The organism is Arthrobacter saudimassiliensis (assembly GCF_059090665.1).
On sequence record NZ_JBNHFX010000001.1, the window covers coordinates 635,496 to 657,965 of the forward strand.

Below are 22,470 nucleotides of genomic sequence, written 5' to 3' on the forward strand. Positions count from 1 at the left end.
CGCCGCCGGGCTAGTTGCCGCGGGGCTTGCGGTCGTTGTCGATGCGCACGTCCGGGACCTCGTCGACCAGGGTGTCCTCGGCCTGTGCGTCGTCCAGCTCGGCGCGGTTGCGCTTGGGCGGGGCTCCGTCGCGGAAGCGCGCCTGGAGGCTGCGCGCGGCGTCGTCGCGCATGGTCCGGAAGAACAGATAAGTGACGCACCAGGCCAGGATCGCCGACACCACGGCCGAGTAGACCAGCCCCAGGTTCAGCCAGAGGCAGGCGGCGAAGAAGACGGCCACGAGGCCAAGGCGCAGTGCGGTGAATTTCCAGAAAGCCACCTCTTCATTCTACGCAGGTCCTGCACTGCGTCGGGGCTGGCGGTTGACGGAAGGCCCTCCCCTACAATTGGGATATGCCACGCCTCCTGCTGTTCGGTATCATCGTCGTCGCCGCCGTGATCATCTACGCGCTGATCGACTGCATCATGTCCGCGGCCAAGGAGGTGAGGAGCATCTCCAAGCCCGCCTGGCTGGCGGTGATCCTGCTGCTGCCGCTGCTCGGAGCAGGGCTGTGGTTCCTCTTCGGCCGCCCGCGGTCCGGGCCCGGGCCCAAGCGGCCCCAGCCCCGCCACCCCACCGCGCCCGACGACGACCCCGAGTTCCTCCGCAACCTGGAGATCCGCCGTCGGCAGCAGGAAAAGGAAGCCGAACTGCGCCGCCGCGAAGCCGAGATCCGGGAGCGGGAGAAGCGCGCCGCCGAGCGCGGGGAACAGGGCGAGGAGCAGGACTCCGCCTAGGAGTTTCCTGCGGGCGCAGCCCCAAGATCATCTAAGGACCAAAGAGAGCCCGCCCCGGAACTGACGTTCCGGGGCGGGCTCTCTTTTCAGCTGCAGGCTGGCTGCGTGCCTGGTGACCGGTCAGACTCCGGCGTAGCTGTGCAGGCCGGAGAAGAAGATGTTCACGATGGTGAAGTTGAAGACCACGCACAGGTAGCCCACGATGGACAGCCAGGCGGCACGGGTGCCGGTCCAGCCGCGGGTGGCGCGGGCATGCAGGTAGCCGGCGTAGACCACCCAGATCACGAATGACCAGACCTCCTTGGTGTCCCAGCCCCAGTAGCGGCCCCAGGCCTGCTCGGCCCAGATCGCGCCGGCGATCACGGTGAAGGTCCACAGCACGAAGCCGACTGCGTTGACCCGGTAGCTGAGGTTCTCCAGGCTCAGGGCGGAGGGGACCAGGCGCATGAAGCCCATGGTGTTGCCGCCACCCGCCCGGATCTTCGCCTCGCGGCGGGACTGCAGCAGCTGCAGCACCGACATGGCGAAGGTCAGGGTGAACAATGCCGAGGCCAGGACGGCCACGGAGACGTGAATGATCAGCCAGTAGCTCTGCAGGGCCGGAACAAGGTGCGCGACCGGCGTCGGGAAGCCGATGGTGGCGGCCATCATCATGATCAGCACCAGGCCGATGACGAAGGTGCCGAGGAACCGCAGGTCCTTCTTGACCAGCGCGATGAGGAACACCACGGCCACGACGAGGGCACCGGTGGTGCAGAACTCGTACATGTTGCCCCACGGAACACGGTGGGCCGCCATGCCGCGGGTGATGACGCCGGCGGCATGGATTGCCGCGGCCAGGACCGTCAGGGCGACGCCCACGCGGGCGGCGTTGCGGCGCGCGCCGGAGTACTGCATGGCGTCATCGGCGGTGTGCGCGCCGGTGTCCCGGCCTCCGCGCTCCGCGGCGGGCAGGGCATCCGCGGAGCCCCCGGCGGAAGCGCCGGCTCCGACCATCTCGCGTGCCGGCTGCTGCTGCGCCGCCAGGCGCTCTTCGAGGGAGGCCAGGGACCGGCTGCTCCGGGCCAGGTCCCAGCAGAACGCCAGGAACGCCACCGTATAGGTGAACGCGGCCAGGAGCATGAACAGCTCGCTGTACTCCGCCAGGGTCTGATCGATGGAGGGCATTACTTGTCCTTACCTGGTTCTGTTTCCCGCACGTCAGCGGCGACGGGGTCGTTTCCGGTCGCGGTCCCGGCGGGGGACCACTGCTTTTCGAAGAGTTCGTGCAGCGCCTTTGCCTCCGGGCCCAGGCGTGCGTCCTCGCCGCGGGCCAGCAGGCCGTACTCGACCATTATGCGGCCATCCTCCCCGCCGGCGGCACGGACCCACACCCGGCGGCGGGCGAGGAAGAGCGAGGCGATCAGTCCGGCGAAGCCGAGCGTGGCGAAGACCAGGGCCCCGATCTCTCCCGGATCGTAGGCGATGTCGACGGCGATGTAGCGCTTGAGGCCGTCAAACGTGATGCTGCCCTTGCCTTCGGGCAGTTCGTAAGTGTCGTTGGCGCCCAGCACGATGCCGCCGGATTCCAGGTCCCGGTTGTTCAGCTCGGTGAGCTCCTCGGTGTCCAGCACGTAGACGTTGCTGGGCACGCCCTCGTCGAGCCCGAGGTCGCCGTAGTAGGAGTTCAGGTTCAGCTGGGGATTGAACGGGTCCGGGTCTCCCGAGTAGGAGACGCCGTTTTCGTCCAGCATCGCGGTGGGCAGGAAGAAGCCCACGAATCCGAGCTGGTCGGGGCGGGCGTCCGGCACCTTGATGACGGCAAGGGAGGTGAACATCCCGTCCTGCGGGACGCCGATCACCGGTCCGGAGAAGGCGATGTCTCCGTTGCCGTCCCGCACGGTCACCATCGGAGCGTAGCCGTTGCCGACCAGATAGACGCGCGTGCCGTCCACCGACAGCGGAGAGTTGACCTTCAGCTCCTCGGTCCGCGGCTCGCCGTCGACGTCGTCGCGCACCGTGACCTTGGCGGTGTAGTCCAGCGGCTGCCCGTAGTGGGTCTGTGACTCCCGGTCGAATTCCACCTGGAACTCATCGAGCGTCACGGAGAACGGGTCGAGCTCCTCCGCGGTGAAGCTGCTTCCCGGGGTGAAGGTGTCGTAGCCGACCAGGGTGTTGACGAAGGTATCGCCCTCCACCACGATCTTCTGGCCGTTGTACCCGTACAGGCTGCCGACGGCCACGGAGATGAGCACGCCGATCAGTGACGTATGGAAGACCAGGTTGCCCAGCTCCTTGGCGAAACCGCGTTCGGCTCCGACCGAGGGAGCGTCGGTGCCGGCGTCGCGCACGTCCACTTTGTAGCCGCGGCGGCGCAGGATGGCGGCGGCCTCGCGGACCGCGCCCTCCGGGGTGAGGCCGCGGTCGGCGGGGATGGCCAGCGTGCCGTGCTCGGGCAGCCGGGACAGCCGCCGCGGAGTCCGCGGCGGCTTGGACCGCATGGCCTTGAAGTGCGCCTTGGCCCGCGGCGCGACGCAGCCGATCAGCGAGACGAACAGCAGCAGGTAAATGGCGGAGAACCACACCGAGGAATACACATCGAAGAGCTGGAACCGGTCCAGCCAGGGCCCGAGGGCCGGGTTTTCCTGCAGGTACCGGTTGACGCCGGCGGGGTCGGAGGGCCGCTGCGGGAACAGCGAACCCGGCACTGCCGCCACTGCCAGCAGCAGGAGCAGGAACAGGGCGGTGCGCATGCTCGTGAGCTGGTTCCAGGCCCAGCGCAGCATCTCGCGGGCGCCGAGCGCCGGGAGCGCGACGTCGGCGTCCCGGCTTCCCTTCCGGGGCTTGCCGGACTCAGGTCCGGAGCGTCCGGACGGGGTTTCGTGTTCGGTCTTCACGGGCTTCCCAAGGGGTTCGGTGTTCGGGTTCTCGGTCATGGGGTGCTCAGATCGGCAGGGTGACGGAGTCCAGCCAGCCCTGCAGGTGGTTGATCCACAGGTTCCAGACGCCGGTGACCATCAGCAGGCCAAGCAGGATCAGCATCCCGCCGCCGAAACGCTGCAGGCCCAGGCGATGCCGCCGCAGGAAGCCCAGGGCGCCGGAGGCACGCCGGAATCCGAGGGCGATGAGGAGGAACGGCAGTCCCAGCCCGAGGCAGTAGACAAAAGTCAGCAGGGCGCCCTTGGCTGCGCTGGCGTCGTCGCCGGAGAAGGACAGCAGCTGCACGGCGGAAAGGGTGGGCCCAAGGCACGGAGCCCAGCCAAGGCCGAAGGTGACGCCCAGCACCGGCGCGCCCCAGAGGCCGGCCGGCGGCCGGGCAGTGATCTTCCGGTCGCGCTGGAACCAGCTCAGACCGCCGAGGAACACCACGCCCATGAGGATGATCAGCACACCCAGGACCTGGGGCACCCAGCCCTGGTCGGGGCTGCGCAGCCAGCCGCCCAGCTGGCCGACGCCGGCGCCGATGAGCACGAAGACCACCGAGAAGCCGAACACGAACAGACTGATGCCGGCCAGCATCCGGCCGCGGCGCTGGTTCGCCAGGTCGATGCCGGTCAGCCCGGTCACGTAGCCGAGGTAGCCCGGTACCAGGGGCAGCACGCAGGGAGACAGGAAGGACACCAGTCCGGCCAGGACAGCGACCGGAATGGCCAGCAGCATGGAGCCGTTGAGGATGGTCTCCGCGAATACGTTGGCCGCCGGGAGGGCCGCCGGAAGGAAGGGCTGCACGGATCAGGCCGCCAGGGCGTCGGTGATAAGCGCCTTGAGGGTTCCCTTGTCGGCCAGGCCAAGGATGCGGGCGGCCACGCGGCCTTCCCGGTCCAGCACCAGCGTGGTGGGTACCGCCTGCGGCGGAACATAGCTGGTCATGGACAGCAGCACGCCGCCGTCGCGGTCGTTGATGCTCGGGTAGGGGATGTTGAAGGTGCGCTCGAACGCCTCAGCGGTCTGCCGCTCGTCACGGATGTTGACGCCGTAGAAGCGCGCGCCCTCGGCTTCGAACTGGTTGTGCAGGTCCACCAGGTCCGGGGCTTCCTTGCGGCAGGGCGCGCAGGCGGCGTACCAGAAGTTGAGGACGACGACGTCGCCGGCCCAGTCGGCCGAGCTGACTTCCGTTTCGTCGAAGAGCCGGGCGCTGAGCTGCACCGGCTCGCCGCGCTCGGACGCCGCGTACTCGGTGACTGAACCGTCACCGGCGATGTAGTTCTTGTTGTCTCCCGCACGCGCCTGGGCGGCAAGCGGGTCCTCCTCCGCACTGCACCCCGCGGCCATGACGGCGAAAGGCGCCGCGACCGCGAGGGCCGCACCGGCACGCAGGAAGCGGCGGCGGCCCATGGTGTCCGGCTCAGGGCTCCGGGGATTATTCAAGGCTGTCCAACTTTCATCGCGGTGCGGGCGGCGCCCTTTCTACGAAGCGTAGTAATTCTATTACGCTCCGGGGACGTTCGCCGCCCCGGGCAGCAGGTCGGCGGAGGGCTCCGCATATCGGACCCCCGTCAGCACGGGCCCTTCGAAGTTCAGGGTGGTGACGCTGGTCAGCGTGCACTGCCGCTGCCGGGGGTCATGCCAGAGACGTCGGCCCTCCGCGGCCAGCCGGGTGACCCAGATCGGAAGCTGGTGGCTGACCAGGACCGCTTCGGCGCCGTCGCCGGCCGCCTCCACCGCGGCAACGCGGGCATCCTCGACGGCCGCCATGACCCTCGCCACCTGCTGGGCGTACGGCTCCCCCCAGGACGGCGTGAACGGATTGCGCAGCAGCGGCCAGTACCGCGGATTGCGCAGCTGCCGCTGCACCGCCGAAAGCCCTTCAAAGCGGTTCTCCGCTTCCAGGATGCGTTCATCGGTGACCACCTCCAGTCCCAGGGCTGCGGCGATCGGCGCCGCGGTTTCCTGGGCGCGGGTCAGCGGCGAGGCGACAAGCCGCACCACGTTGGCGCCCGCCTGCTGCCGGTCCCCGAAGTAGCCGGCGACCCGGTCGGCCATCTGCCTCCCCAGGTCGGAAAGGTGGAATTCGGGCAGCCGGCCGTAGAGTACGCGGTCCGGGTTGTGCACTTCGCCGTGGCGGACCAGATGTATGGATGAGCGGGACATGCACCCCAGTTTCGCAGAGTCGGGGCCGGGCACTAAATCAACACTTGAACATTCAAGCGATCCATGCCAGACTGCATGCATATGCATGAACCTGCGTCGGAGATGTCTTCGCCGCCCTGACCCACCTAGGAGAAACCACATGATCCCCAACGGACTTGCCACCGGAACCTGGACCCTCGATCCCTCCCACAGCGAGGTCGGGTTCTCGGTCCGGCACGCGGGCATCAGCAAGGTGCGCGGCGCTTTCCAGGACGTGGAGGCCGTCATCGAGGTCGGCCCGACGGCCGAGGAGTCCCGCATCGCGGCGACCATCAAGGCCGAATCCTTCAACTCGAAGGACGCGAACCGCGATGCCCACGTCAAGGGCGAGGACTTCTTCGACGTGGCAAACCACCCGGAGCTGACCTTCCGGTACACCGGCCTGGAGGCGGCCGGCGAGACGTACCGGGTTGCCGGTGACCTCACCATCAAGGGCGTGACCCGTCCGGTGGTCCTGGACGCGGAGTTCAACGGCGTCACTGTCGACCCCTTCGGCGTCACCCGCGCAGGCTTCTCCGCCAGCACCAGCCTGAGCCGCAAGGAGTTCGGCCTCACGTGGAACGCGCCCCTGGAAGCAGGCGGCGTCCTGGTCGGCGACAAGGTCAGCATCAACATCGACGCCGAGTTCGTGGCCAACTGACCCGGCGGACGGACACCGCTGCCTGAGAGGCAGACATGGACCGCGGCCCCGGACGCCTGACCCCCACGCGTCCGGGGCCGCCTCATCTGTGCCGCAGCCCGGGCGACCCGCGTACCCTGGTTGTCCTGCGCAGGTCCCGGGGCTGCCGGGCTGGTCCCGCACGGGTCGCGGGGACGGAGGGCCGGGCGCAACCTCTCCGGTGAGACGGCCCAAATATCGGGTACGCAGGTAGGCTGGGCGAACGGGCCTGTGACCTGCTGCATGGCCCCGGTCCATTTCCCCACCCGCACCGGCGAGCCGGTGTCCGGGCCTGTCAGAGAGGCGAACCAACTGCGATGACCACACCGAACAGCCCCGAACCCCAGGACGCCGGGCACGGGAGCCCGGACGCCGGGAATGAGCCCGGCACCGGCGCGCCTGAATCCGCGCACGGCTCGGGGGCCGTCGGCGGCGACGCAGTCTCCCCCGGTTCGCACTCCGCCGGAGCCGGGCAGGCCGAGGCCGCCGCTGCTCCCGACGCGCAGGACGACGCCGCCGGGCACCAGCAGTACAACCAGCCTGCCGAGCCGACTCAGCAGCCCCGGTACGGCCAGCAGTACGGACAGCCGACGGACCCGACAGCCCAGCAGCAGTACGGGCAGCCCCAGTACGGCCAGCAGCAGTACGGACAGCCCGCCGACCCCGCCCAGCCCCAGTACGGGCAGCCGACGGACCCGACAGCCCAGCAGCAGTACGAGCAGCCCCAGTACGGCCAGCAGCAGTACGGACAGCCCGCCGACCCCACGGCCCAGCAGCCCTACGGACAACCGCAGTACGGCCAGTACGGCCAGCCGGCGGACCCCACGGCCCAGCAGCAGTACGGGCAACCGCAGTACGGACAGTACGGCCAGCCCGCGGACCCCACGGCCCAGCAGCAGTACGGACAGCCGCAGTACGGACAGTACGGCCAGCCGGCTGTTCCTTCGCCCTACGGTTACCAGGCTGCCCAGCCCTCGGGATACCCGCACCCGGGCACCGCCGGACCTGCGGCGAAGGGCCCCCGCCCCCGCGAAGTGATGATCAGCTTCTGGCTCCTGGTTGCTGCGGGGGTGCTGTCCCTGATCAACAACATCGTTGCCGCCTTCAACCCGGAAGGCTACGTCTCGGCGCAGCAGGAGCGTGACTTCGAAGCCCAGGGCCTGTCCTTGGACGAGGTGCTCCCGGTCTTCTCCGGTGTTCTGGTGGTAATGGGCCTGCTCGCTCTGGGCGTCTACCTGCTCGTCGCCTTCTTTGTCCGCAAGGGAAGCAACTGGGCCCGCATCCTGGGCACCGTCCTGGCGGCGCTGAGCCTCGTTCCGTTCCTCTTGAGCCTGCTGGCGGATCCGGCGTCCCTGTTCCTGGGCACCGGCCTGCTGTACACCGCGGTGAACCTGCTCGGCTACGCGGCGATCATCCTGCTCTGGCTCACCCCGTCCCGGCCTTACTTCAGCGGCTCCAGGGCCGGAACCGGCAGCACGAACCCCTACGGCACCTACTAGCAGCAGGCGGGTTTCCGACCCGTCGGGTTCGGCTCCCGGGCCGCCTCCGCAGGCGCCCCGGATCCTCCGTTCCGCTCACCGTCCGACGCCGGCGGTCCCCCAGGGACCGCCGGCGTTCCTTCGTTTTCGGGTGCGGCAGCACCAAAGCCTTCCCGATGTGGTCCGCCCACGGGACCTGCAGCGTAGCGTTGTTGCTCCCGCAGCAGACCAGCGCGGTTTCGCACCTGCTCCCTTGAAGGCGGCGATGACCATGAGCTCCTCACCCGCAGCCGGCCACTCCGATCCCCGTTCCCTGCGCGTCACACACGTACCTGCGCCGTTGAAAAGGCCGCGGCATTCCAGTGTCCCGCCCGTCCCCGTCGTCCGCCCGCTGTCCAGCGTCCCGCCGCCGCCGGCCCGGCGCCCCGCTCCTGCGTCTTCCGCCGCACCTGATGCCCGCCGTCCTGCTCCGGACCGGCCGACATGGCCCCGGCGCGCTGCCGCGGCCCGCGTCTTCGGCCGACCGCCGGCCCTGCTGCTTGGGACCGGACTGATCGTCGCCGCTGCCTGCTTTGGCCTGAGGGACAACCTGGGAGGCAGCGGCCCGTTCGGCCTCTCGGACGAAGCCGGCGCTTTTGTCCTCGACCTCGGAGTTCCGCCGCCGGTGCTGGACGGCGTGTTTGCCTTCGTCAATGCGGCGGCAGCGGTGGTCATTTTCGGTCTCTACCTGCTTATTGCCGCCTGTGCCCTGGAGGGCCGTCCCTGGGCCCGGGTTGTCGGTGCGGCCGCCGCGCTCCCGGCAGCCGCGGCCGCCTGCGCGGCGCATTCCGGAGCACAGCTGTTCGCCGTCCTCCTCGCCGGGCTCGGCGTGGCGCTGCTCTTCACCCAGCAGGTCTCGCTCTGGCTGGCGGACCTGGCTGAACGTTCCCGTGCGGACGCCGCTGCTGCCAGGGCGTTCCTCGACCAGGCCGCGGAGCGCTACGACGAATCCGAAGAACACCAGGAGCCGGACGGCAGCGACGCCGCCGGGCCCCCCGGCGCCCTGGGCCCTGTCTCGGAAGCGGAACCTGCCGCCGAGGCGGCGGCGACGGTCGACGCCGGCCCGCCCGCCGGCCCGCCTGTCGGCCAGCAGGCGGACCGACGCATCCGTAACACTGCAGGCAGCCCCGGGGCGGGGAACGTCTGGCTGCGGCGGGGCCCCTCTCGCCGGCTGGCCAGGGTGCTGAACCTTGTCCGGCCGTCCCACGGCCGGGCGGAGATGCTGCCCGCAGGCGGCCCCGATCCGGTCGGGGCAGGCGCTTCCGGCACGCCGATGGAGACGGGTTCAGGCGCCGTCCGGACGGCTGCTGCCGGCCTGAAGAACGGCGCCGGCTCCGCCGGGCCCGACGCTGCTGCCGGGTCCGACACTGCGGCCGGGCCCGATGCTGCTGCCGGTGAGCGGGCCGACGTTCACGCCGGGATCGGCGGGACCGGCACCACGGCGTCCGGCCTGGTCAGCCTCGACTCCGCTCGGAGGCGGACCGTCAACGGGCTGCTGGCCCGCAGGCGACGGCGCTGACACGCGCACTGCTGCAGTTTCCAGCGCCTTGACGGCGCCTATCCGGCCTTTCCCGACGAGCGGCGCAGGCCCTGCCCGTCCGCCAGCCGGGCCCTGGCGTCCGTCGCGATTTCCGAGACCTGCGCCCGCTGGGCGTGGTAGGCCAGGATCTGCAGTTCGGTTGCCATGTCCACCTTCCGCAGCTGCACGTGGTCCGGGGCCTGGAGCAGCACCGGGGCAAAGCTGAGGATGCTCCTGACTCCGGCGGCAACAAGCCGGTCGCAGAGGACCTGCGCCACCTCCGCGGGGACCGCCAGAACGGCCATGTTCGATGCAGTCCGCTTAAGTATGGTTTCGAGGTCGTCGACGTGGCTGACCTCAAGCCGGCCCACCTGCTGGCCGACGGCCTCAGGGTCGGAATCCAGCAGGGCCACGACCTCGAAGCCGCGCGAGGCGAACCCCGGATACCCTGCCAGTGCACGCCCGAGGTTGCCGGCGCCCACGATGGCCACCCGCCAGTCGAGGGTCAGTCCCAGGGCCGCGGCGATGCGGCCGCTGAGATAGGAGACGTCGTAGCCGACGCCGCGCGTCCCGTAGGAACCCAGGTAGGACAGGTCCTTGCGCAGCATCGGAGAGTTCACGCCTGCCGCTTCCGCAAGCTCCTCGCTGGAGACCCGCTCGACCCCCTCGGTCAGCAGCACACCGAGCGCCCGCAGGTAGATGGTCAGCCGGGTCAGTGATGCGGGCGGAATATGTCGGCCGACCGGGTGGACCCCATCGTCCGGCGCTTTGTCCGCCGGCGCCTTGATCGGCTTCGGAGGGCGGCTCACAGCTGCTCCCTCCCCCGGTTCGCGCGACGGCGCCGCCGGCTGATGTCCTGATCCAGCACTACGATAGGCCGCGCCGGGCGCAGCCGGAAGCCGCCGCGCAGGCTGCCGGCTTCTGCCGTGGGATCGGCGGTGAGGCTCATGCCTTCCTCGCAGCGAGCAGCCGGCGCAGCCTGGTCTCGTCAATCTGCCAGAAGTCGCGCTGGACCCCGTCGACGAAGAGCACCGGCAGCTCCTCGCCGAAGCGGCGTGCCCGCTCGGCGTCGCCGTCCACCGATTCCTCCCGCCACTGCAGTCCGAAGTCCGCCGCCACCCGCTGCAGCACGTCCCGGGCCTGCTCGCAGAGGTGGCATCCGGTGCGGGTGAGCAGCATCAGGTCGGGCGTGGCGGAGGCTGGCGAAGCGTGCATACTCCCAAAATAGCGCCCGTTGGCGCCCGCTCCGCATTGTGCGACGCCTTCGACGGCCCGTGCTGCCGCCTGTCCGGCATTGCGTAGACTCGAAACATGCCCCGTTCCACCGCCGTCAAGTTTCCGGGTCCCGAGGCCGCGGCTGGGCGGCCCGGAGAAGCCGCGTTCTTCGACGTCGACAACACCCTCATGCGCGGAGCGAGCCTGTTCCATGTCGGGCGGAAGATGTACCAGCGGGGGGTCTTCACGCTGCGGGATGCGGCGGGTTTCGCCGCCAAGCAGATGCGCTTCATGCTGCGCGGAGAAAACATGCAGGATGTGCACTCGGTCCGTGACGCCGCCCTGGCCTTCGCCACCGGGCTCGCCGCCGACGACGTCCGCGTACTGGGCGAAGAGGTCTACGACGAGATGATCGAGTCGAAGATCTGGCCCGGGACCCGTGCCCTCACGCAGCAGCACATGCAGGCGGGACGTCCGGTGTGGCTGGTGACCGGCACGCCGGTGGAGGTGGCCTCGGTGATTGCCAGCCGGCTGAACCTGACCGGGGCCCTCGGTACGGTGAGCGAGGTGACGGACGGGCTGTACACCGGCCGTCTGGTGGGAGAATTCCTGCACGGCCCGGCCAAGGCGGAGGGGGTCCGTGAGCTGGCGCTCCGGGAAGGGCTGGACCTGTCGTCCTGCTGGGCCTACAGCGATTCCTACAACGATGTGCCCCTGCTGACCATGGTCGGGCACCCGGTGGCCATCAACCCCGACGCGCGGCTGCGCCGGCACGCCAGGGACAACAACTGGCCCATCTATGACTTCCGAGCCGGCCGAAGGGCCGCAACGCTCGGGCTCAAGACGGCGACGACGGCGGGGGCGGCCTATGGGCTCTGGCGCGGCTGGTCCTGGATGCGGGCCCGCTGACCCGGCGGATGCCACGGCGCCGTTAAGGCGTGAAGCCCGCTTCCCGGAGACGGGATGCGGGCTTCCTTTCACAAGGGCCGAAGAAGGCTACTTCTTGTTGCGGCGCTGGTGACGGGTCTTGCGAAGCAGCTTGCGGTGCTTCTTCTTGGCCATACGCTTGCGGCGCTTCTTGATAACAGAACCCACGTAGTCCTCACAAACTCTTGTCGGATTGCTCCGGCACAGGGGCACCTCCGCCGGAAGGCAACGATGCATCCATACCGGCAGCACATGCCATGAATGAAAAACGTTCGTTAACAGGGTACCGCTTCGCTGCGGCTCCCGTTGACACCGGTTTCCGTAGCCTCGAAAGGCTACGCGGTGTCGGTGCGCCGGTTGGTTGCGGCGTCGCGCAGCACCTGCTGCACGGCGGATTCCGGAACCCGGTAGGAGCGCCCGAACCGCACCGCCGGCAGTTCACCGGAGTGAACGAGCCGGTAGACGGTCATCTTGGAAACACGCATGACATCGGCGACTTCCGACACGGTCAGGAAGCGCACGTTCGAGAAGTTGCTCTCGTCTGCCATTGGTCAATAGTTCCTTCGCTCGCAGGCAGCGGGGCGGTCCACTTGAGGGTGTGCCGCACCACAGCCGCCATCCGGGAGGCGTGTCGCCTTGAGGACCACTGCGGTGATCGTCTAGTCCACCACTCTAGTGGCTGAAGTAACCATAGTGGAAGTTCCGGGAACCGTTTGACGCCCGTTCCGTCTGTGCCCGGCGGCCTCCGCCAGGTCCGCCAGGACCGCCTCCGTCGCAGCCCAGTCCATGCAGGCGTCGGTGATGCTCTGCCCGTAGGTCAGGTGCGCGGGTCCGGACGCCGGCAGCTTCTGCGCTCCGGCTTCCAGGAAGCTCTCCAGCATGACCCCCGCCACCTGCTCCGCGGCGTCGTCGGCGGCGGCGACCTGGGCGGCTATTGAGCGGGCGACGGCGGCCTGGCGGATGTGGTCCTTGCCGCTGTTGGCGTGGGAGGCGTCAATGATGAGGCGTGGGTTGAGGCCCCGGGCCGCCAGCCCGGCGGAGGCCTCGGCGACGTGCGCGGGCGAGAAGTTCGGCCCGTGGTTGCCGCCGCGCAGGATCAGGTGCGTGTCCGGGTTCCCGGCGGTGGCCACCATCGCCGCCCGCCCCTCCTCGTCTATGCCCAGGAAGGTCTGCGGTGCCGCTGCGGCGGCGCAGGCGTCCAGCGCCACGGTCGTGCCGCCGTCGGTGCCGTTCTTGAAACCGACCGGCATGGACAGCCCGGACACCAGCTGACGGTGGATCTGGCTTTCGGTGGTCCGGGCGCCGATGGCACCCCAGCCGACCAGGTCGGCGAGGTACTGCGGGCTGATCGGCTCGAGGAACTCGGTGGCGGTGGGCAGGCCCAGGTCGGCCACGTCCAGGAGGAACCGGCGCGCCGCCCGCAGGCCCGCCTCGATGTCGTGGCTGCCGTCCAGGTGCGGGTCGTTGATCAGGCCCTTCCAGCCCACGGTGGTGCGCGGCTTTTCGAAGTAGGCCCGCAGCACGATCAGCAGCTGCCCCCGGTGCCGGTCGGCGGCTTCGGCCAGCCGGTGGGCGTACTCCAGCCCTGCCTGCGGATCGTGGATGGAACACGGCCCGGCGATCACCAGCAGCCGGCTGTCCTCGCCGTCGAGCACGCGCCGGATCTGCGCGCGGCCGGCCTCCACGCCGGCGGCGGCCAGCCCGCCGAGCGGCAGCTCGTCGAGCAGCTGCCCGGGCGAGGGCAGGGCACGGAAGGAGGTGACCCGAAGGTTTGAGGTGGCTGCAGGAGCAAGTGTGTGCATGATGGTCCGTCCCTGTGGTGACACGGCGGGACCGGATGCTCAGAACCCGCCGGGAATGGCGAAGGGCAGGGAATTCTCCCTGCCCTGTTGGCTCTGAAGGTAAGCGTCAGCGTATTACCGCGCGGGCTCCTCCAGAGCCAACGAAAAATACGCATACCAACGCTTGGTCATGCCCCGACCCTAGACCCCTGCCCGCCCCGGGCGCAAACCCATGACGGCGCCGTCAGCCGGCAGCGGCCTCCTGCGCGGGCTCGGTCTCACGGTAGTAGCCGCGGATATGCTCCGCGAGCAGCCGTCCCGCGTCGCCGCTGCGCCCCTCCCGCACTGCGGCCAGGACCGCACGGTGCTCGCCGCGCAGCCGGCAGGCGGTGGCTTCCCATTGGGGCACGTTCCGGGCACGGGCCAGCGTGTAGCCCCGGATCGACTCGCGCAGCGAGGCCATCATGGCGTTGATCAGTGAATTGCCGGCGGCTTCGGCCAGCGCCACGTGGAACCTGGTATCGAGTTCCAGGAAGTCGGCCACCTCCAGGCCGTCGTCATCCATGGCGTCCAGCAGCTGCCCGGCCTGCTCGAGCGACGGCGCCCCGGCCTTGGCGTGCAGCCCGGTCCAGGACTCCAGCATGACCCGGGTCTCGACGACGTCGGCCACCGCCAGGTGGGAGCTGGCAATGTGCAGGCGCAGGGCCGAGCTCAGGGCCGCGGCCGGATTGGCGGTCACCACGGTGCCCGATTCCGGACCGGAGCCCACACCCGCACGCACCATGCCCATGGCTTCCAGGATCCGGATGCCTTCCCGGACGGACGCCCGTGACACACCGATCTGCTCGGCCAGGGCGCGCTCTCCGGGGAGCCGGTCGCCCACAGCCAGGTCCCCGGCTGCCAGGGCGGTCTCAAGCCAGTTCAGCACCAGCTGGTGGGTTCTCATTGGTTCAGGATACTTGTCCCCCGACAGGCGGTTTCCGTAGGCTCGGAAAACCCGAACCGACCTGCAAGGAAGCAGAACGTGACTCATCTGCCCCCCGCCCTGAGGCGACGAATCCCCAAGCCCGCCGATCTGCGCCCGCTGCTGCAGTTCAAGCCCCCGGTGGTGGGGCAGGCCGCCCGCCTGCGGCGCGCTTCGACGATCTGGGACCTGCGGGACATGGCGCGCCGCCGCACCCCCAAGGCGCCGTTCGACTACACCGACGGCGCCGCCGGTGAGGAGATCACCCTGAACCGCGCCCGCGCCGCCTTCCGGGACCTCGAGTTCCGTCCGGGCGTGCTGCGCAACGTCCAGCAGATCGATACCGGGGTGGACATCCTCGGTGCCCGCTCCGCGCTGCCCTTCGGCATCGCCCCCACCGGCTTCACCCGGATGATGCACTCCGAGGGCGAATACGCCGGCTCCCGGGCGGCGGCCGCCGCGGGCATCCCGTACACGCTCTCCACCATGGGCACCGCCTCCATCGAAGATGTCGCCGACGCCGCCGGGCAGGGCCGGAACTGGTTCCAGCTCTACCTGTGGACCGAGCGGGAGAAGTCGCTGGAACTGATCGAACGGGCGGCGGCCGCAGGCTATGACACGCTGATGGTCACCGTGGACACCGCGGTCGCCGGTGAACGCCTGCGCGACGTGCGCAACGGCATGACCATCCCGCCGGCGCTGACGGTGAAGACCGTCCTCGACGCCTCCTACCGGCCGGCCTGGTGGTTCAACTTCCTCACGCATGAGCCGCTGGCCTTTGCCTCGCTGAACCGGTACAGCGGCACGGTCGGTGAACTGATCAACTCGATGTTCGACCCGACCCTGACCTTCGCGGACCTGGACTGGCTGCGGGAGGTATGGAAGGGCAAGCTCGTGGTCAAGGGGATCCAGACCCTCGACGATGCCCGGAAGGTGGTCGACCACGGGGCGGACGGCATCGTGGTCTCCAACCACGGCGGCCGGCAGCTGGACCGCGCACCGATCCCGCTCCACCTGCTGCCGGAGATCGCGGCCGAGCTGAAGGGCCGCACCGCCATCATTGTCGATACGGGCATCATGAACGGCGGTGACATCGTGGCCGCCCACGCCCTGGGCGCGGACTTCACCCTGATCGGGCGCGCCTACCTGTACGGGCTGATGGCCGGCGGCCAGGCCGGCGTCGAGCGGGCCATTGAGATCCTCGGCGCTCAGGTGCGCAACACCCTCGCGCTGCTGGGCGCGGCGTCCATGGGCGAGCTGTCGGAGGACCACGTCCGGCTGCCCGCCGGCGCCGCTGTGAGCGGCAGCGCCGCCGCACTGACCCGGACCACCTGGGCCCAGCGGAACTGACCGGCCCGCCCGCCGGGCGGGCGGGGCACGGACAGCGCAGGGGCGCGGCACCTTCAGCGGCGCCGCGCCCCTGCACAGCCGGGCGGATCCGCCCGGAGTCCGGGCCGGTGCTAGATCACGCCCAGGGCGAGCATCGCGTCGGCGACCTTCACGAAGCCGCTGATGTTGGCCCCCACCACGTAGTTGCCGGGGGCGCCGTACTCGTCGGCGGTACGGGCGCAGCGGTCATGGATGCTGGACATGATTTCGCTGAGCCGGCGCTCCGTGTGCTCGAAGGACCAGGCGTCCCGGCTCGCGTTCTGCTGCATTTCCAGGGCGGAGGTGGCCACGCCGCCGGCGTTGGCCGCCTTGCCCGGGCCGAACAGCACCTCCGCATCCTGGAAGACCTCGATCGCTTTCGGCGTGCAGGGCATGTTGGCGCCCTCCGCCACGGCCACCGTTCCGGACTTGACCAGTGACACGGCGGCCCGCTCGTCCAGCTCGTTCTGCGTGGCGCACGGCAGGGCAACCGTGGCCCCGGCGTCCCAGACACTGCCGCCCTTCACGAACCGGGCCCCGTTTCCGCGGCGGGTGGCGTAGTCCACGATCCGCCCGCGTTCGACCTCCTTGATGGTCCGCAGGAGGCCGACGTCGATGCCCGCCTCGTCCACGACGTAGCCGGAGGAGTCTGAGCAGGCCACCACGGTGGCGCCCAGGGACTGGGCCTTGTCGATGGCGTTGATCGCCACGTTGCCCGAGCCGGAGACGATCACGCGCTGCCCGTCCAGGCTCATGCCGCGGGTCTTGAGCATCTCCTCGACGAACATGACCACTCCGTACCCGGTGGCTTCGGGGCGGACCAGGGAACCGCCCCAGCTCACGCCCTTGCCGGTCAGCACACCGGATTCGTAACGATTGGTGATCCGTTTGTACTGGCCGAACAGGTAGCCGATCTCCCGGCCGCCGACGCCGATGTCACCGGCGGGAACGTCGGTGTATTCGCCGATGTGCCGGTACAGCTCGGTCATGAAGGACTGGCAGAACCGCATCACCTCGGCGTCGGACTTGCCCCGCGGGTCGAAGTCGGAGCCGCCCTTGCCGCCGCCGATCGGCATGCCGGTCAGCGCGTTCTTGAAGATCTGCTCAAAGCCCAGGAACTTGACGATGCCCAGGTAGACGGAGGGATGGAACCGCAGCCCGCCCTTGTAGGGGCCCAGGGCGGAATTGAACTCCACCCGGAAACCCCGGTTGATCTGCACCTGGCCGCGGTCATCGGTCCACGGCACCCGGAAGATGATCTGCCGCTCCGGTTCGCAGATGCGCTGCAGGATGGCCGCCTCGCCGAACTCGGGGTGTTTCTTCAGGACCGGGCCGAGGCTGTCGAAAACCTCGGTCACCGCCTGATGGAACTCAGTCTCACCGGGGTTCCGGTGAAACACCTCGTCGCGCACGCGCTCCAGTACAGCATCCATAATTTCTCCTCGTTGCAGGCCCCCTTCTACGCTAGCGGGGCTGCGGCGTGGAGAAAATTCGGCGGGCCTCCGGTTACGGCCGTGCGGCCGGTGTGCCCAAAGCGGCGGGCGTGGCCCGCGGGCCCGGCACCGTCAGCGGCGGCGGCGGAACTTCGGCAGCTGGCCGAGCAGGTCGGCGGCCCGTTCGGCGGCGCGGCCCACGGTGCGGCCGAGCTGCGGCTGGGGACGCGGATCATCCTGCGGCGCCGGGCTTCCGGCTGCGGCTGCCGCCGCGGCGGCGGGCGGCAGGACGACGGCGGGCGCCGTCGTCGTACGGGTGGCGAAGATGCCGCGGCCGGCACGGGAGCCGACGACGGCGAGGCCCGGCTGCGGTTCGGCCGGCTGCAGCGACTGCAGCCCGAACCCGCGCAGCCACAGGACCACCTCGTCGAGGGGGCCCGTGAGCAGGGAGTAGTAGCGCTTCTGGCCTTCGGCGCGCATGGAGACCAGGCCTGCCTCGCGCAGGACCTTCAGGTGCTTGGATACCGTGGGCTGGCTGACCTCCAGCTCCTGCACCAGGGTGCCGACGGACTTGTCGCCGGCCCGCAGGGCGGCCAGGATCTCACGTCGGGTACCTTCCGCGATGACGGCAAACACATCGTCGATGACCATGCCCAATACCTTAGCCCCGTTCCCGGCGGGAACGTGTATCCGCAGGTCGCGCTGGAGGGTCAGTCGAACCAGGGGTCCAGCCCGTGCAGGGGAAAGACTTCCTTGCGGGTCGCCATGACGGTGCGGTCGATCGCGTCATTGGGGTCGTAGCCGACCTCCCAGGACCGCCACCAGGTGTCGGCGCCGTCGCCCATGAGCTCGGGCACCCGGACGCCGTGCTTTTCCAGGACGTAGTCCCGCCACGGGGCGGGCACCGGCGTGCTGCAGCGGATCCCGCCGTTGGCGGCCGCGGAGATCAGCATCGCCCAGGAGCGCGGCACCACGGACGCGACGTTGTAGCCGCCCCCGCCGGTGGCCACCCACCGGCCCTCGCACAGCTGGCCGGCCAGGTCGGCGATGGTCAGCGCCGCCTGCCGCTGGGTATCCACACTCAGGCGCAGGTTGGTCAGCGGATCCTCGGCATGGCCGTCGCAGCCGTGCTGGCTGACGATCACCTCCGGGGCAAACGCCTGGGCCAGCTGCGGGACCACGGCGTGGAAGGCGCGCAGCCAGCCGGCGTCGGAGGTGCCGGCCGGCACGGCCACGTTCACGGCCGTCCCCTCCGCTCCCGGCCCGCCGGTTTCGTTGGCGAACCCGGTGCCCGGGAACAGGCTCAGCCCGCTCTCATGGATGGAGATGGTCATGACCCGGGGGTCGTCCCAGAAAATCTGCTGCGTGCCGTCGCCGTGGTGCGCGTCGGCGTCGATGTACAGGACGCGGGAGGCGCCGGCCTCAAGGAAGCGGGCGACGGCGGCCGCTGCGTCGTTGTACACGCAGAACCCCGCCGCCTTGCCCCGGCCGGCGTGGTGCATGCCGCCGCCGAAGTTCACTGCGTGCACGCTGCGCCCGGACAGCACGGCCTCGGCAGCGGCCACCGAGCCGCCCACCAGCCGGGCGCTGGCCTCATGCATGCCGGCGAAAGCCGGAGTGTCCTCGGTGCCCAGCCCGAACGCCTGGTCCGCGGCCGCCGGGGCCTCGCCCGCGGCCCGGACCGCCGCGATGTAGGCGCGGTCGTGCACGGTGGCCAGGCGGTCGTCGTCGGGCACGAAAGGCTCCGCCAGCGAAACGGCGGGCAGGTCGAACAGGCCCAGCTCGCGGGCCAGGCGGGCGGTCAGGTCCAGCCGCAGCGGACTCATGGGGTGGCTGGGACCGAAGTTGTAGGCCAGCATCGACTCATGCCAGATGACGGTCGTCGGCATCGCCGGCAGGCTGAGCCCGGAACTGGTCATGCAGACAGGCTACGCGATGCCGGCAGCGCAGGCATGCGGGGATCGGTTAGTGGTTTACTAGCTGTTGCACAGCCCCGTAACAGAACTGGAAAACAGCGAGATGGCCTTTCCCCGGCCGGCCCGGCCGCAGGCACCGCCCGCCGAGAAGCGGCGGATCATTCCCCCGGTCTTTACCTGGCTTCGGACCCTGGTCGAGGACCTCTTCGGCCGTTCCCCCGCGCGCCTGGCGCTGACCGTGTTCGCGCTGGTCATCGTGCTGTTCACCGCCCTGCTGGCGCTGCCCATCTCCTCCGCCACCGGCTACGCGACGCCGCTGCACGACGCCCTGTTCACCGCGGTCTCCGCCGTCTGCGTCACCGGCCTGACTGTGGTGTCCACGGCGACGCACTGGTCCGCCTTTGGGCAGGTCATGATCCTGGTGGCCATCCAGGTGGGCGGCCTGGGCATCCTGACCCTCGCGTCCCTGCTGGCGCTGGCCGTCAACCGGCGCCTCGGGGTGCGCGGGAAGCTGATCGCCCAGGAGGGCATGAACACCGGCCGGCTGGGCGAGGTCGGCTTCCTGCTGCGGATCGTGGTGCTGACCACGGTCAGCATCGAAGCCGTGCTGGCGCTGGTGCTCGCGCCGCGGTTCATGATGCTGGGCGAGTCGCCCGGCCAGGCGATCTGGCATGCGGTGTTCTACGCCGTCTCGGCGTTCAACAATGCAGGGTTCACCCCGCACTCCGACGGCCTGGTGCCCTATGAAGAGGACATCTGGATCCTCGCCCCGCTGATGATCGGCGTATTTGCCGGCAGCCTCGGCTTTCCCGTGATCATGGTGCTGCTGCAGACCCGGCTGCATCCGGGCCGGTGGAACCTCCACACCAAGCTCACGCTGCTGGTCTCCAGCATCCTGCTGATCGGCGGCGCCGTCCTCTGGGGTGTGCTGGAGTGGGCCAACAGCCGGACCATCGGCGAGCTGGACGTCGGCGAGAAGCTGCTGCACTCGGTGTTCGCCTCGGTGATGACCCGGTCCGGCGGGTTCAACCTGGTGGACATGGCGGACCTGACACCCGGCACGCTCCTGATCACCGACATGCTCATGTTCGCCGGCGGCGGGTCGGCGTCGACGGCCGGGGGAATCAAGGTCACCACCGTGGCCGTGATCTTCCTGGCGATCGTCGCCGAGGCGCGCGGCAACTCCGACGTCCGGGCCTTCTCCCGGACCATCCCCTACGGCGCCATGCGGGTGGCGATCTCCGTGGTCGTCCTGGGCGCCACCCTGGTGGCGGTGTCCACGCTGGCCCTGCTGGTGATCACGGGCGAAACGCTGCAGCCGGTACTGTTCGAAGTGATCTCGGCCTTCGCGACGGTGGGGCTGAGCATCGGCCTGAGCCCCACCCTGCCGCCGGAAGGCAAATACGTCCTCTCCGCCCTGATGTTCGCCGGCCGGGTGGGAACCATCACCCTGGCCGCCGCCCTGGCGGTGCGCCAGAGCAACACCCTGTACCACTTCCCGGAAGAGAGGCCCATCATTGGCTGAACGTCCCCCGCACAACGCCCCCGTCCTGGTGATCGGGCTGGGCCGCTTCGGCATGGCCACGGCGGAGCAGCTCGTGCGCCAGGGCCGCGAAGTGCTGGCGATCGAGCGTGATCCGTCGCTCGTGCAGAAGGCCTCCACCCTGCTGACCCACGTGGTGCAGGCCGACGCCACCAACATCGAGGCGCTGAAGCAGCTGGGGGCGCAGGATTTCAGTTCCGCCGTCGTCGGCGTCGGCACCTCGATCGAGTCCAGCGTGCTGATCACGGTGAACCTGGTGGACCTGGGCATCGAGCACCTGTGGGTCAAGGCGATCACCCCTGCGCACGGCAAGATCCTTGCCCGGATCGGCGCCAACCACATCATCTACCCCGAGGCCGACGCCGGACGCCGCGCCGCCCACCTGGTGGCCGGACGCATGCTGGACTTCATCGAGTTCGACGACGACTTCGCGATCGTGAAGATGTACCCGCCCAAGGAAACCCAGGGCTTCACCCTGCGCGAGTCCAACGTCCGCTCCAAGTACGGCGTCACCATCGTGGGCGTGAAGTCACCGGGCGAGGACTTCACCTACGCCCAGGCGGACACCAAGGTTTCCGGGCGGGACCTGCTGATCGTGGCCGGCCACGCAGACCTGCTGGAGCGTTTCGCTGCCCGCCCCTGACGCGGGGCGGGCAGCGGGCCCCGGGCCGGGCACCGGGCCGGGCAGCGGGCAGCTCCTAGTTGTCCCGCAGCTCGGCGCTGATCTGCGCGGCACGCGCCGCGGCTGCCGAGGCGCCGTCGGCAATGATCGAGGGCAGGCCACGTCGATCGAATTCGGCGATGGCGGCTTCGGTGGTGCCGTTCGGGCTGGTGACGGCGCGGCGGAGGGCCGCGGCGTCGGCGTCGGGTTCGGCGAGCATGGCTCCGGCACCGGCGACGGTTTCGCGGGCGAGCAGCGCCGACAGCTGCGGATCCAGGCCCAGCTTCTCGCCGGCGGCGGCCATGGCCTCGGCGAGGTAGAACGCATAGGCGGGCCCTGAGCCGCTGACCGCGGACAGCGCATCCACCTGCTCCTCGGGCACCTGGACAACGGTTCCGGCGGACGCCAGCAGCCGTTCCGCCTCGTCGAGGATCTCCTGGCTGCAGGAGGATCCGGGCGACAGGGACACGACGCCCCGCCCCAGCTTCGACGGCGTGTTGGGCATGGAGCGGATCACCGGCTGCCCGGCGGGCAGCGCCGCTTCGAGCATCTGGACGGTGACGGCAGCCGCCACGCTGATGACCGGCGCTCCGGGCTGCAGAGCAGGCGCGATCTCCTCGAGCAGGGCCTTCACGCCCACGGGCTTGACTCCGACGATCACGACGTCGGCCGCGGCGGCCGCAGCTCGGTTGGCGTCTTCCTGCTCGGAACCGGCCAGGACCTCCACCCCATGCCGGTTCCGCAGTTCGGCGGCCCGCTCGGCCCGCCGCACGGTGGCGGTGATCCGGTCCTTCGGATGCCCGCCGGCGAGCATGCCGGCAAGGATCGCTTCGTTCATGGAACCGCAGCCCAGGAAAGCCACGTGGGGAATGTTTTCGCTAGCCATGGTCCCGATTCTGCCACGCACGGCGGCGCCGGCCGTTCCCGGGAAGTGCCCGGCGCCCGCCCAGCCGCTGCACAGGTTGCGGGGCTACAGTCTTAACTGCCTCTTGGAGGTGCGAGTGACGAAGGGCTTCGGCTCTTCGGGTGCCGGCGATCCGCGGATGTTTTCCCCCAACCGTCCGCAGGAATCGCCGGCACTT

The 22,470-nt window shown here is 69.8% G+C and carries 25 protein-coding genes; 8 read left to right on the plus strand and 17 right to left on the minus strand.

The window, feature by feature from the left end; translation table 11 throughout:
* Positions 1–10: 10 nt before the first annotated feature.
* Positions 11–319, minus strand: coding sequence for a DUF4229 domain-containing protein (locus tag AC5RV6_RS02905; RefSeq protein WP_494005775.1), 309 nt, complete (start codon positions 317–319; stop codon positions 11–13).
* A 74-nt stretch (positions 320–393) separates the two neighbouring features.
* On the opposite strand from AC5RV6_RS02905, the gene AC5RV6_RS02910 reads away from it, so the two are divergent.
* Positions 394–777 carry a PLDc N-terminal domain-containing protein gene (locus AC5RV6_RS02910; RefSeq protein WP_494005776.1) on the plus strand — a complete coding sequence of 128 codons (384 nt, stop codon included), beginning with the start codon at positions 394–396 and terminating at the stop codon, positions 775–777.
* A gap of 120 nt (positions 778–897) precedes the next feature.
* Here AC5RV6_RS02910 and ccsB read toward each other — a convergent pair whose 3' ends face one another.
* The 5 genes from ccsB to AC5RV6_RS02935 all read right to left on the minus strand — a co-directional run bounded on the left by ccsB (position 898) and on the right by AC5RV6_RS02935 (position 5,847).
* Positions 898–1,944: a c-type cytochrome biogenesis protein CcsB gene (ccsB, locus tag AC5RV6_RS02915; protein WP_494005777.1), complete on the minus strand. Its 1,047-nt coding sequence runs from the start codon at positions 1,942–1,944 to the stop codon at positions 898–900.
* Positions 1,944–3,692 carry a cytochrome c biogenesis protein ResB gene (gene resB, locus AC5RV6_RS02920; protein ID WP_494005778.1) on the minus strand — a complete coding sequence of 583 codons (1,749 nt, stop codon included), beginning with the start codon at positions 3,690–3,692 and terminating at the stop codon, positions 1,944–1,946. The genes ccsB and resB overlap by 1 nt, the downstream gene beginning before the upstream one ends.
* 7 nt (positions 3,693–3,699) lie before the next feature.
* Positions 3,700–4,416 (minus strand): cytochrome c biogenesis CcdA family protein, encoded by a 717-nt coding sequence (locus AC5RV6_RS02925; protein ID WP_494006614.1) that lies wholly within the window; start codon positions 4,414–4,416, stop codon positions 3,700–3,702.
* Positions 4,417–4,488: 72 nt separating this feature from the next.
* Entirely contained in the window at positions 4,489–5,091 is a 603-nt protein-coding gene (locus AC5RV6_RS02930; protein ID WP_494006615.1) for a TlpA family protein disulfide reductase, read from the minus strand.
* A gap of 93 nt (positions 5,092–5,184) precedes the next feature.
* The gene (locus AC5RV6_RS02935; protein WP_494005779.1) at positions 5,185–5,847 is read right to left on the minus strand and encodes a histidine phosphatase family protein; all 663 of its coding nucleotides are present in this window, start codon (positions 5,845–5,847) and stop codon (positions 5,185–5,187) included.
* Between the two features lie 139 nt (positions 5,848–5,986).
* On the opposite strand from AC5RV6_RS02935, the gene AC5RV6_RS02940 reads away from it, so the two are divergent.
* From AC5RV6_RS02940 to AC5RV6_RS02950, 3 genes are all read left to right on the plus strand, one after another.
* Positions 5,987–6,526 (plus strand): YceI family protein, encoded by a 540-nt coding sequence (locus AC5RV6_RS02940; protein WP_494005780.1) that lies wholly within the window; start codon positions 5,987–5,989, stop codon positions 6,524–6,526.
* A 335-nt stretch (positions 6,527–6,861) separates the two neighbouring features.
* Positions 6,862–8,043, plus strand: a complete 1,182-nt coding sequence (locus AC5RV6_RS02945) for a hypothetical protein (protein ID WP_494005781.1) — start codon at positions 6,862–6,864, stop codon at positions 8,041–8,043.
* Positions 8,044–8,293: 250 nt separating this feature from the next.
* Positions 8,294–9,580, plus strand: a complete 1,287-nt coding sequence (locus AC5RV6_RS02950; RefSeq protein WP_494005782.1) for a hypothetical protein — start codon at positions 8,294–8,296, stop codon at positions 9,578–9,580.
* Between the two features lie 38 nt (positions 9,581–9,618).
* Here the strand turns inward: AC5RV6_RS02950 and AC5RV6_RS02955 are convergent, their stop codons facing one another.
* The 3 genes from AC5RV6_RS02955 to AC5RV6_RS02965 are packed head-to-tail and all read right to left on the minus strand — an operon-like array spanning position 9,619 to position 10,795.
* A complete protein-coding gene (locus tag AC5RV6_RS02955) occupies positions 9,619–10,368 on the minus strand; it encodes a redox-sensing transcriptional repressor Rex (protein ID WP_494006616.1) in 750 nt (249 codons plus the stop codon).
* Positions 10,369–10,385: 17 nt separating this feature from the next.
* Entirely contained in the window at positions 10,386–10,529 is a 144-nt protein-coding gene (locus AC5RV6_RS02960) for a hypothetical protein (RefSeq protein ID WP_494005783.1), read from the minus strand.
* Entirely contained in the window at positions 10,526–10,795 is a 270-nt protein-coding gene (locus tag AC5RV6_RS02965) for a glutaredoxin family protein (RefSeq protein WP_494005784.1), read from the minus strand. The genes AC5RV6_RS02960 and AC5RV6_RS02965 overlap by 4 nt, the downstream gene beginning before the upstream one ends.
* A 96-nt stretch (positions 10,796–10,891) precedes the next feature.
* On the opposite strand from AC5RV6_RS02965, the gene AC5RV6_RS02970 reads away from it, so the two are divergent.
* Positions 10,892–11,704 carry an HAD family hydrolase gene (locus tag AC5RV6_RS02970; RefSeq protein ID WP_494005785.1) on the plus strand — a complete coding sequence of 271 codons (813 nt, stop codon included), beginning with the start codon at positions 10,892–10,894 and terminating at the stop codon, positions 11,702–11,704.
* 87 nt (positions 11,705–11,791) lie between these two features.
* Here the strand turns inward: AC5RV6_RS02970 and AC5RV6_RS02975 are convergent, their stop codons facing one another.
* The 4 genes from AC5RV6_RS02975 to AC5RV6_RS02990 all read right to left on the minus strand — a co-directional run bounded on the left by AC5RV6_RS02975 (position 11,792) and on the right by AC5RV6_RS02990 (position 14,449).
* Positions 11,792–11,890 (minus strand): 30S ribosomal protein bS22, encoded by a 99-nt coding sequence (locus AC5RV6_RS02975; RefSeq protein ID WP_003792170.1) that lies wholly within the window; start codon positions 11,888–11,890, stop codon positions 11,792–11,794.
* Positions 11,891–12,057: 167 nt separating this feature from the next.
* Complete coding sequence (locus AC5RV6_RS02980; RefSeq protein WP_494005786.1) at positions 12,058–12,270, minus strand: helix-turn-helix domain-containing protein; 213 nt, start codon at positions 12,268–12,270, stop codon at positions 12,058–12,060.
* A gap of 111 nt (positions 12,271–12,381) precedes the next feature.
* Positions 12,382–13,524 carry a 3-deoxy-7-phosphoheptulonate synthase gene (locus AC5RV6_RS02985; RefSeq protein ID WP_494005787.1) on the minus strand — a complete coding sequence of 381 codons (1,143 nt, stop codon included), beginning with the start codon at positions 13,522–13,524 and terminating at the stop codon, positions 12,382–12,384.
* Positions 13,525–13,747: 223 nt separating this feature from the next.
* The gene (locus AC5RV6_RS02990) at positions 13,748–14,449 is read right to left on the minus strand and encodes a FadR/GntR family transcriptional regulator (protein WP_494005788.1); all 702 of its coding nucleotides are present in this window, start codon (positions 14,447–14,449) and stop codon (positions 13,748–13,750) included.
* Positions 14,450–14,527: 78 nt separating this feature from the next.
* On the opposite strand from AC5RV6_RS02990, the gene AC5RV6_RS02995 reads away from it, so the two are divergent.
* Positions 14,528–15,817, plus strand: a complete 1,290-nt coding sequence (locus tag AC5RV6_RS02995) for an alpha-hydroxy acid oxidase (RefSeq protein ID WP_494005789.1) — start codon at positions 14,528–14,530, stop codon at positions 15,815–15,817.
* Positions 15,818–15,927: 110 nt separating this feature from the next.
* Here AC5RV6_RS02995 and gdhA read toward each other — a convergent pair whose 3' ends face one another.
* The 3 genes from gdhA to AC5RV6_RS03010 form a co-directional block, all read right to left on the minus strand.
* The gene (gene gdhA, locus AC5RV6_RS03000; protein WP_494005790.1) at positions 15,928–17,268 is read right to left on the minus strand and encodes an NADP-specific glutamate dehydrogenase; all 1,341 of its coding nucleotides are present in this window, start codon (positions 17,266–17,268) and stop codon (positions 15,928–15,930) included.
* A gap of 132 nt (positions 17,269–17,400) precedes the next feature.
* Positions 17,401–17,919 (minus strand): ArsR/SmtB family transcription factor, encoded by a 519-nt coding sequence (locus tag AC5RV6_RS03005; protein ID WP_494005791.1) that lies wholly within the window; start codon positions 17,917–17,919, stop codon positions 17,401–17,403.
* A 59-nt stretch (positions 17,920–17,978) separates the two neighbouring features.
* Positions 17,979–19,187: an acetoin utilization protein AcuC gene (locus AC5RV6_RS03010; protein WP_494005792.1), complete on the minus strand. Its 1,209-nt coding sequence runs from the start codon at positions 19,185–19,187 to the stop codon at positions 17,979–17,981.
* A 100-nt stretch (positions 19,188–19,287) separates the two neighbouring features.
* On the opposite strand from AC5RV6_RS03010, the gene AC5RV6_RS03015 reads away from it, so the two are divergent.
* Together AC5RV6_RS03015 and AC5RV6_RS03020 are read left to right on the plus strand one after the other, a co-directional pair.
* Positions 19,288–20,709 (plus strand): TrkH family potassium uptake protein, encoded by a 1,422-nt coding sequence (locus AC5RV6_RS03015; protein WP_494005793.1) that lies wholly within the window; start codon positions 19,288–19,290, stop codon positions 20,707–20,709.
* Entirely contained in the window at positions 20,702–21,370 is a 669-nt protein-coding gene (locus AC5RV6_RS03020) for a potassium channel family protein (protein WP_494005794.1), read from the plus strand. The genes AC5RV6_RS03015 and AC5RV6_RS03020 overlap by 8 nt, the downstream gene beginning before the upstream one ends.
* 55 nt (positions 21,371–21,425) lie before the next feature.
* Here the strand turns inward: AC5RV6_RS03020 and proC are convergent, their stop codons facing one another.
* Positions 21,426–22,274 (minus strand): pyrroline-5-carboxylate reductase, encoded by an 849-nt coding sequence (gene proC, locus AC5RV6_RS03025; protein WP_494005795.1) that lies wholly within the window; start codon positions 22,272–22,274, stop codon positions 21,426–21,428.
* Between the last annotated feature and the right edge of the window lie 196 nt (positions 22,275–22,470).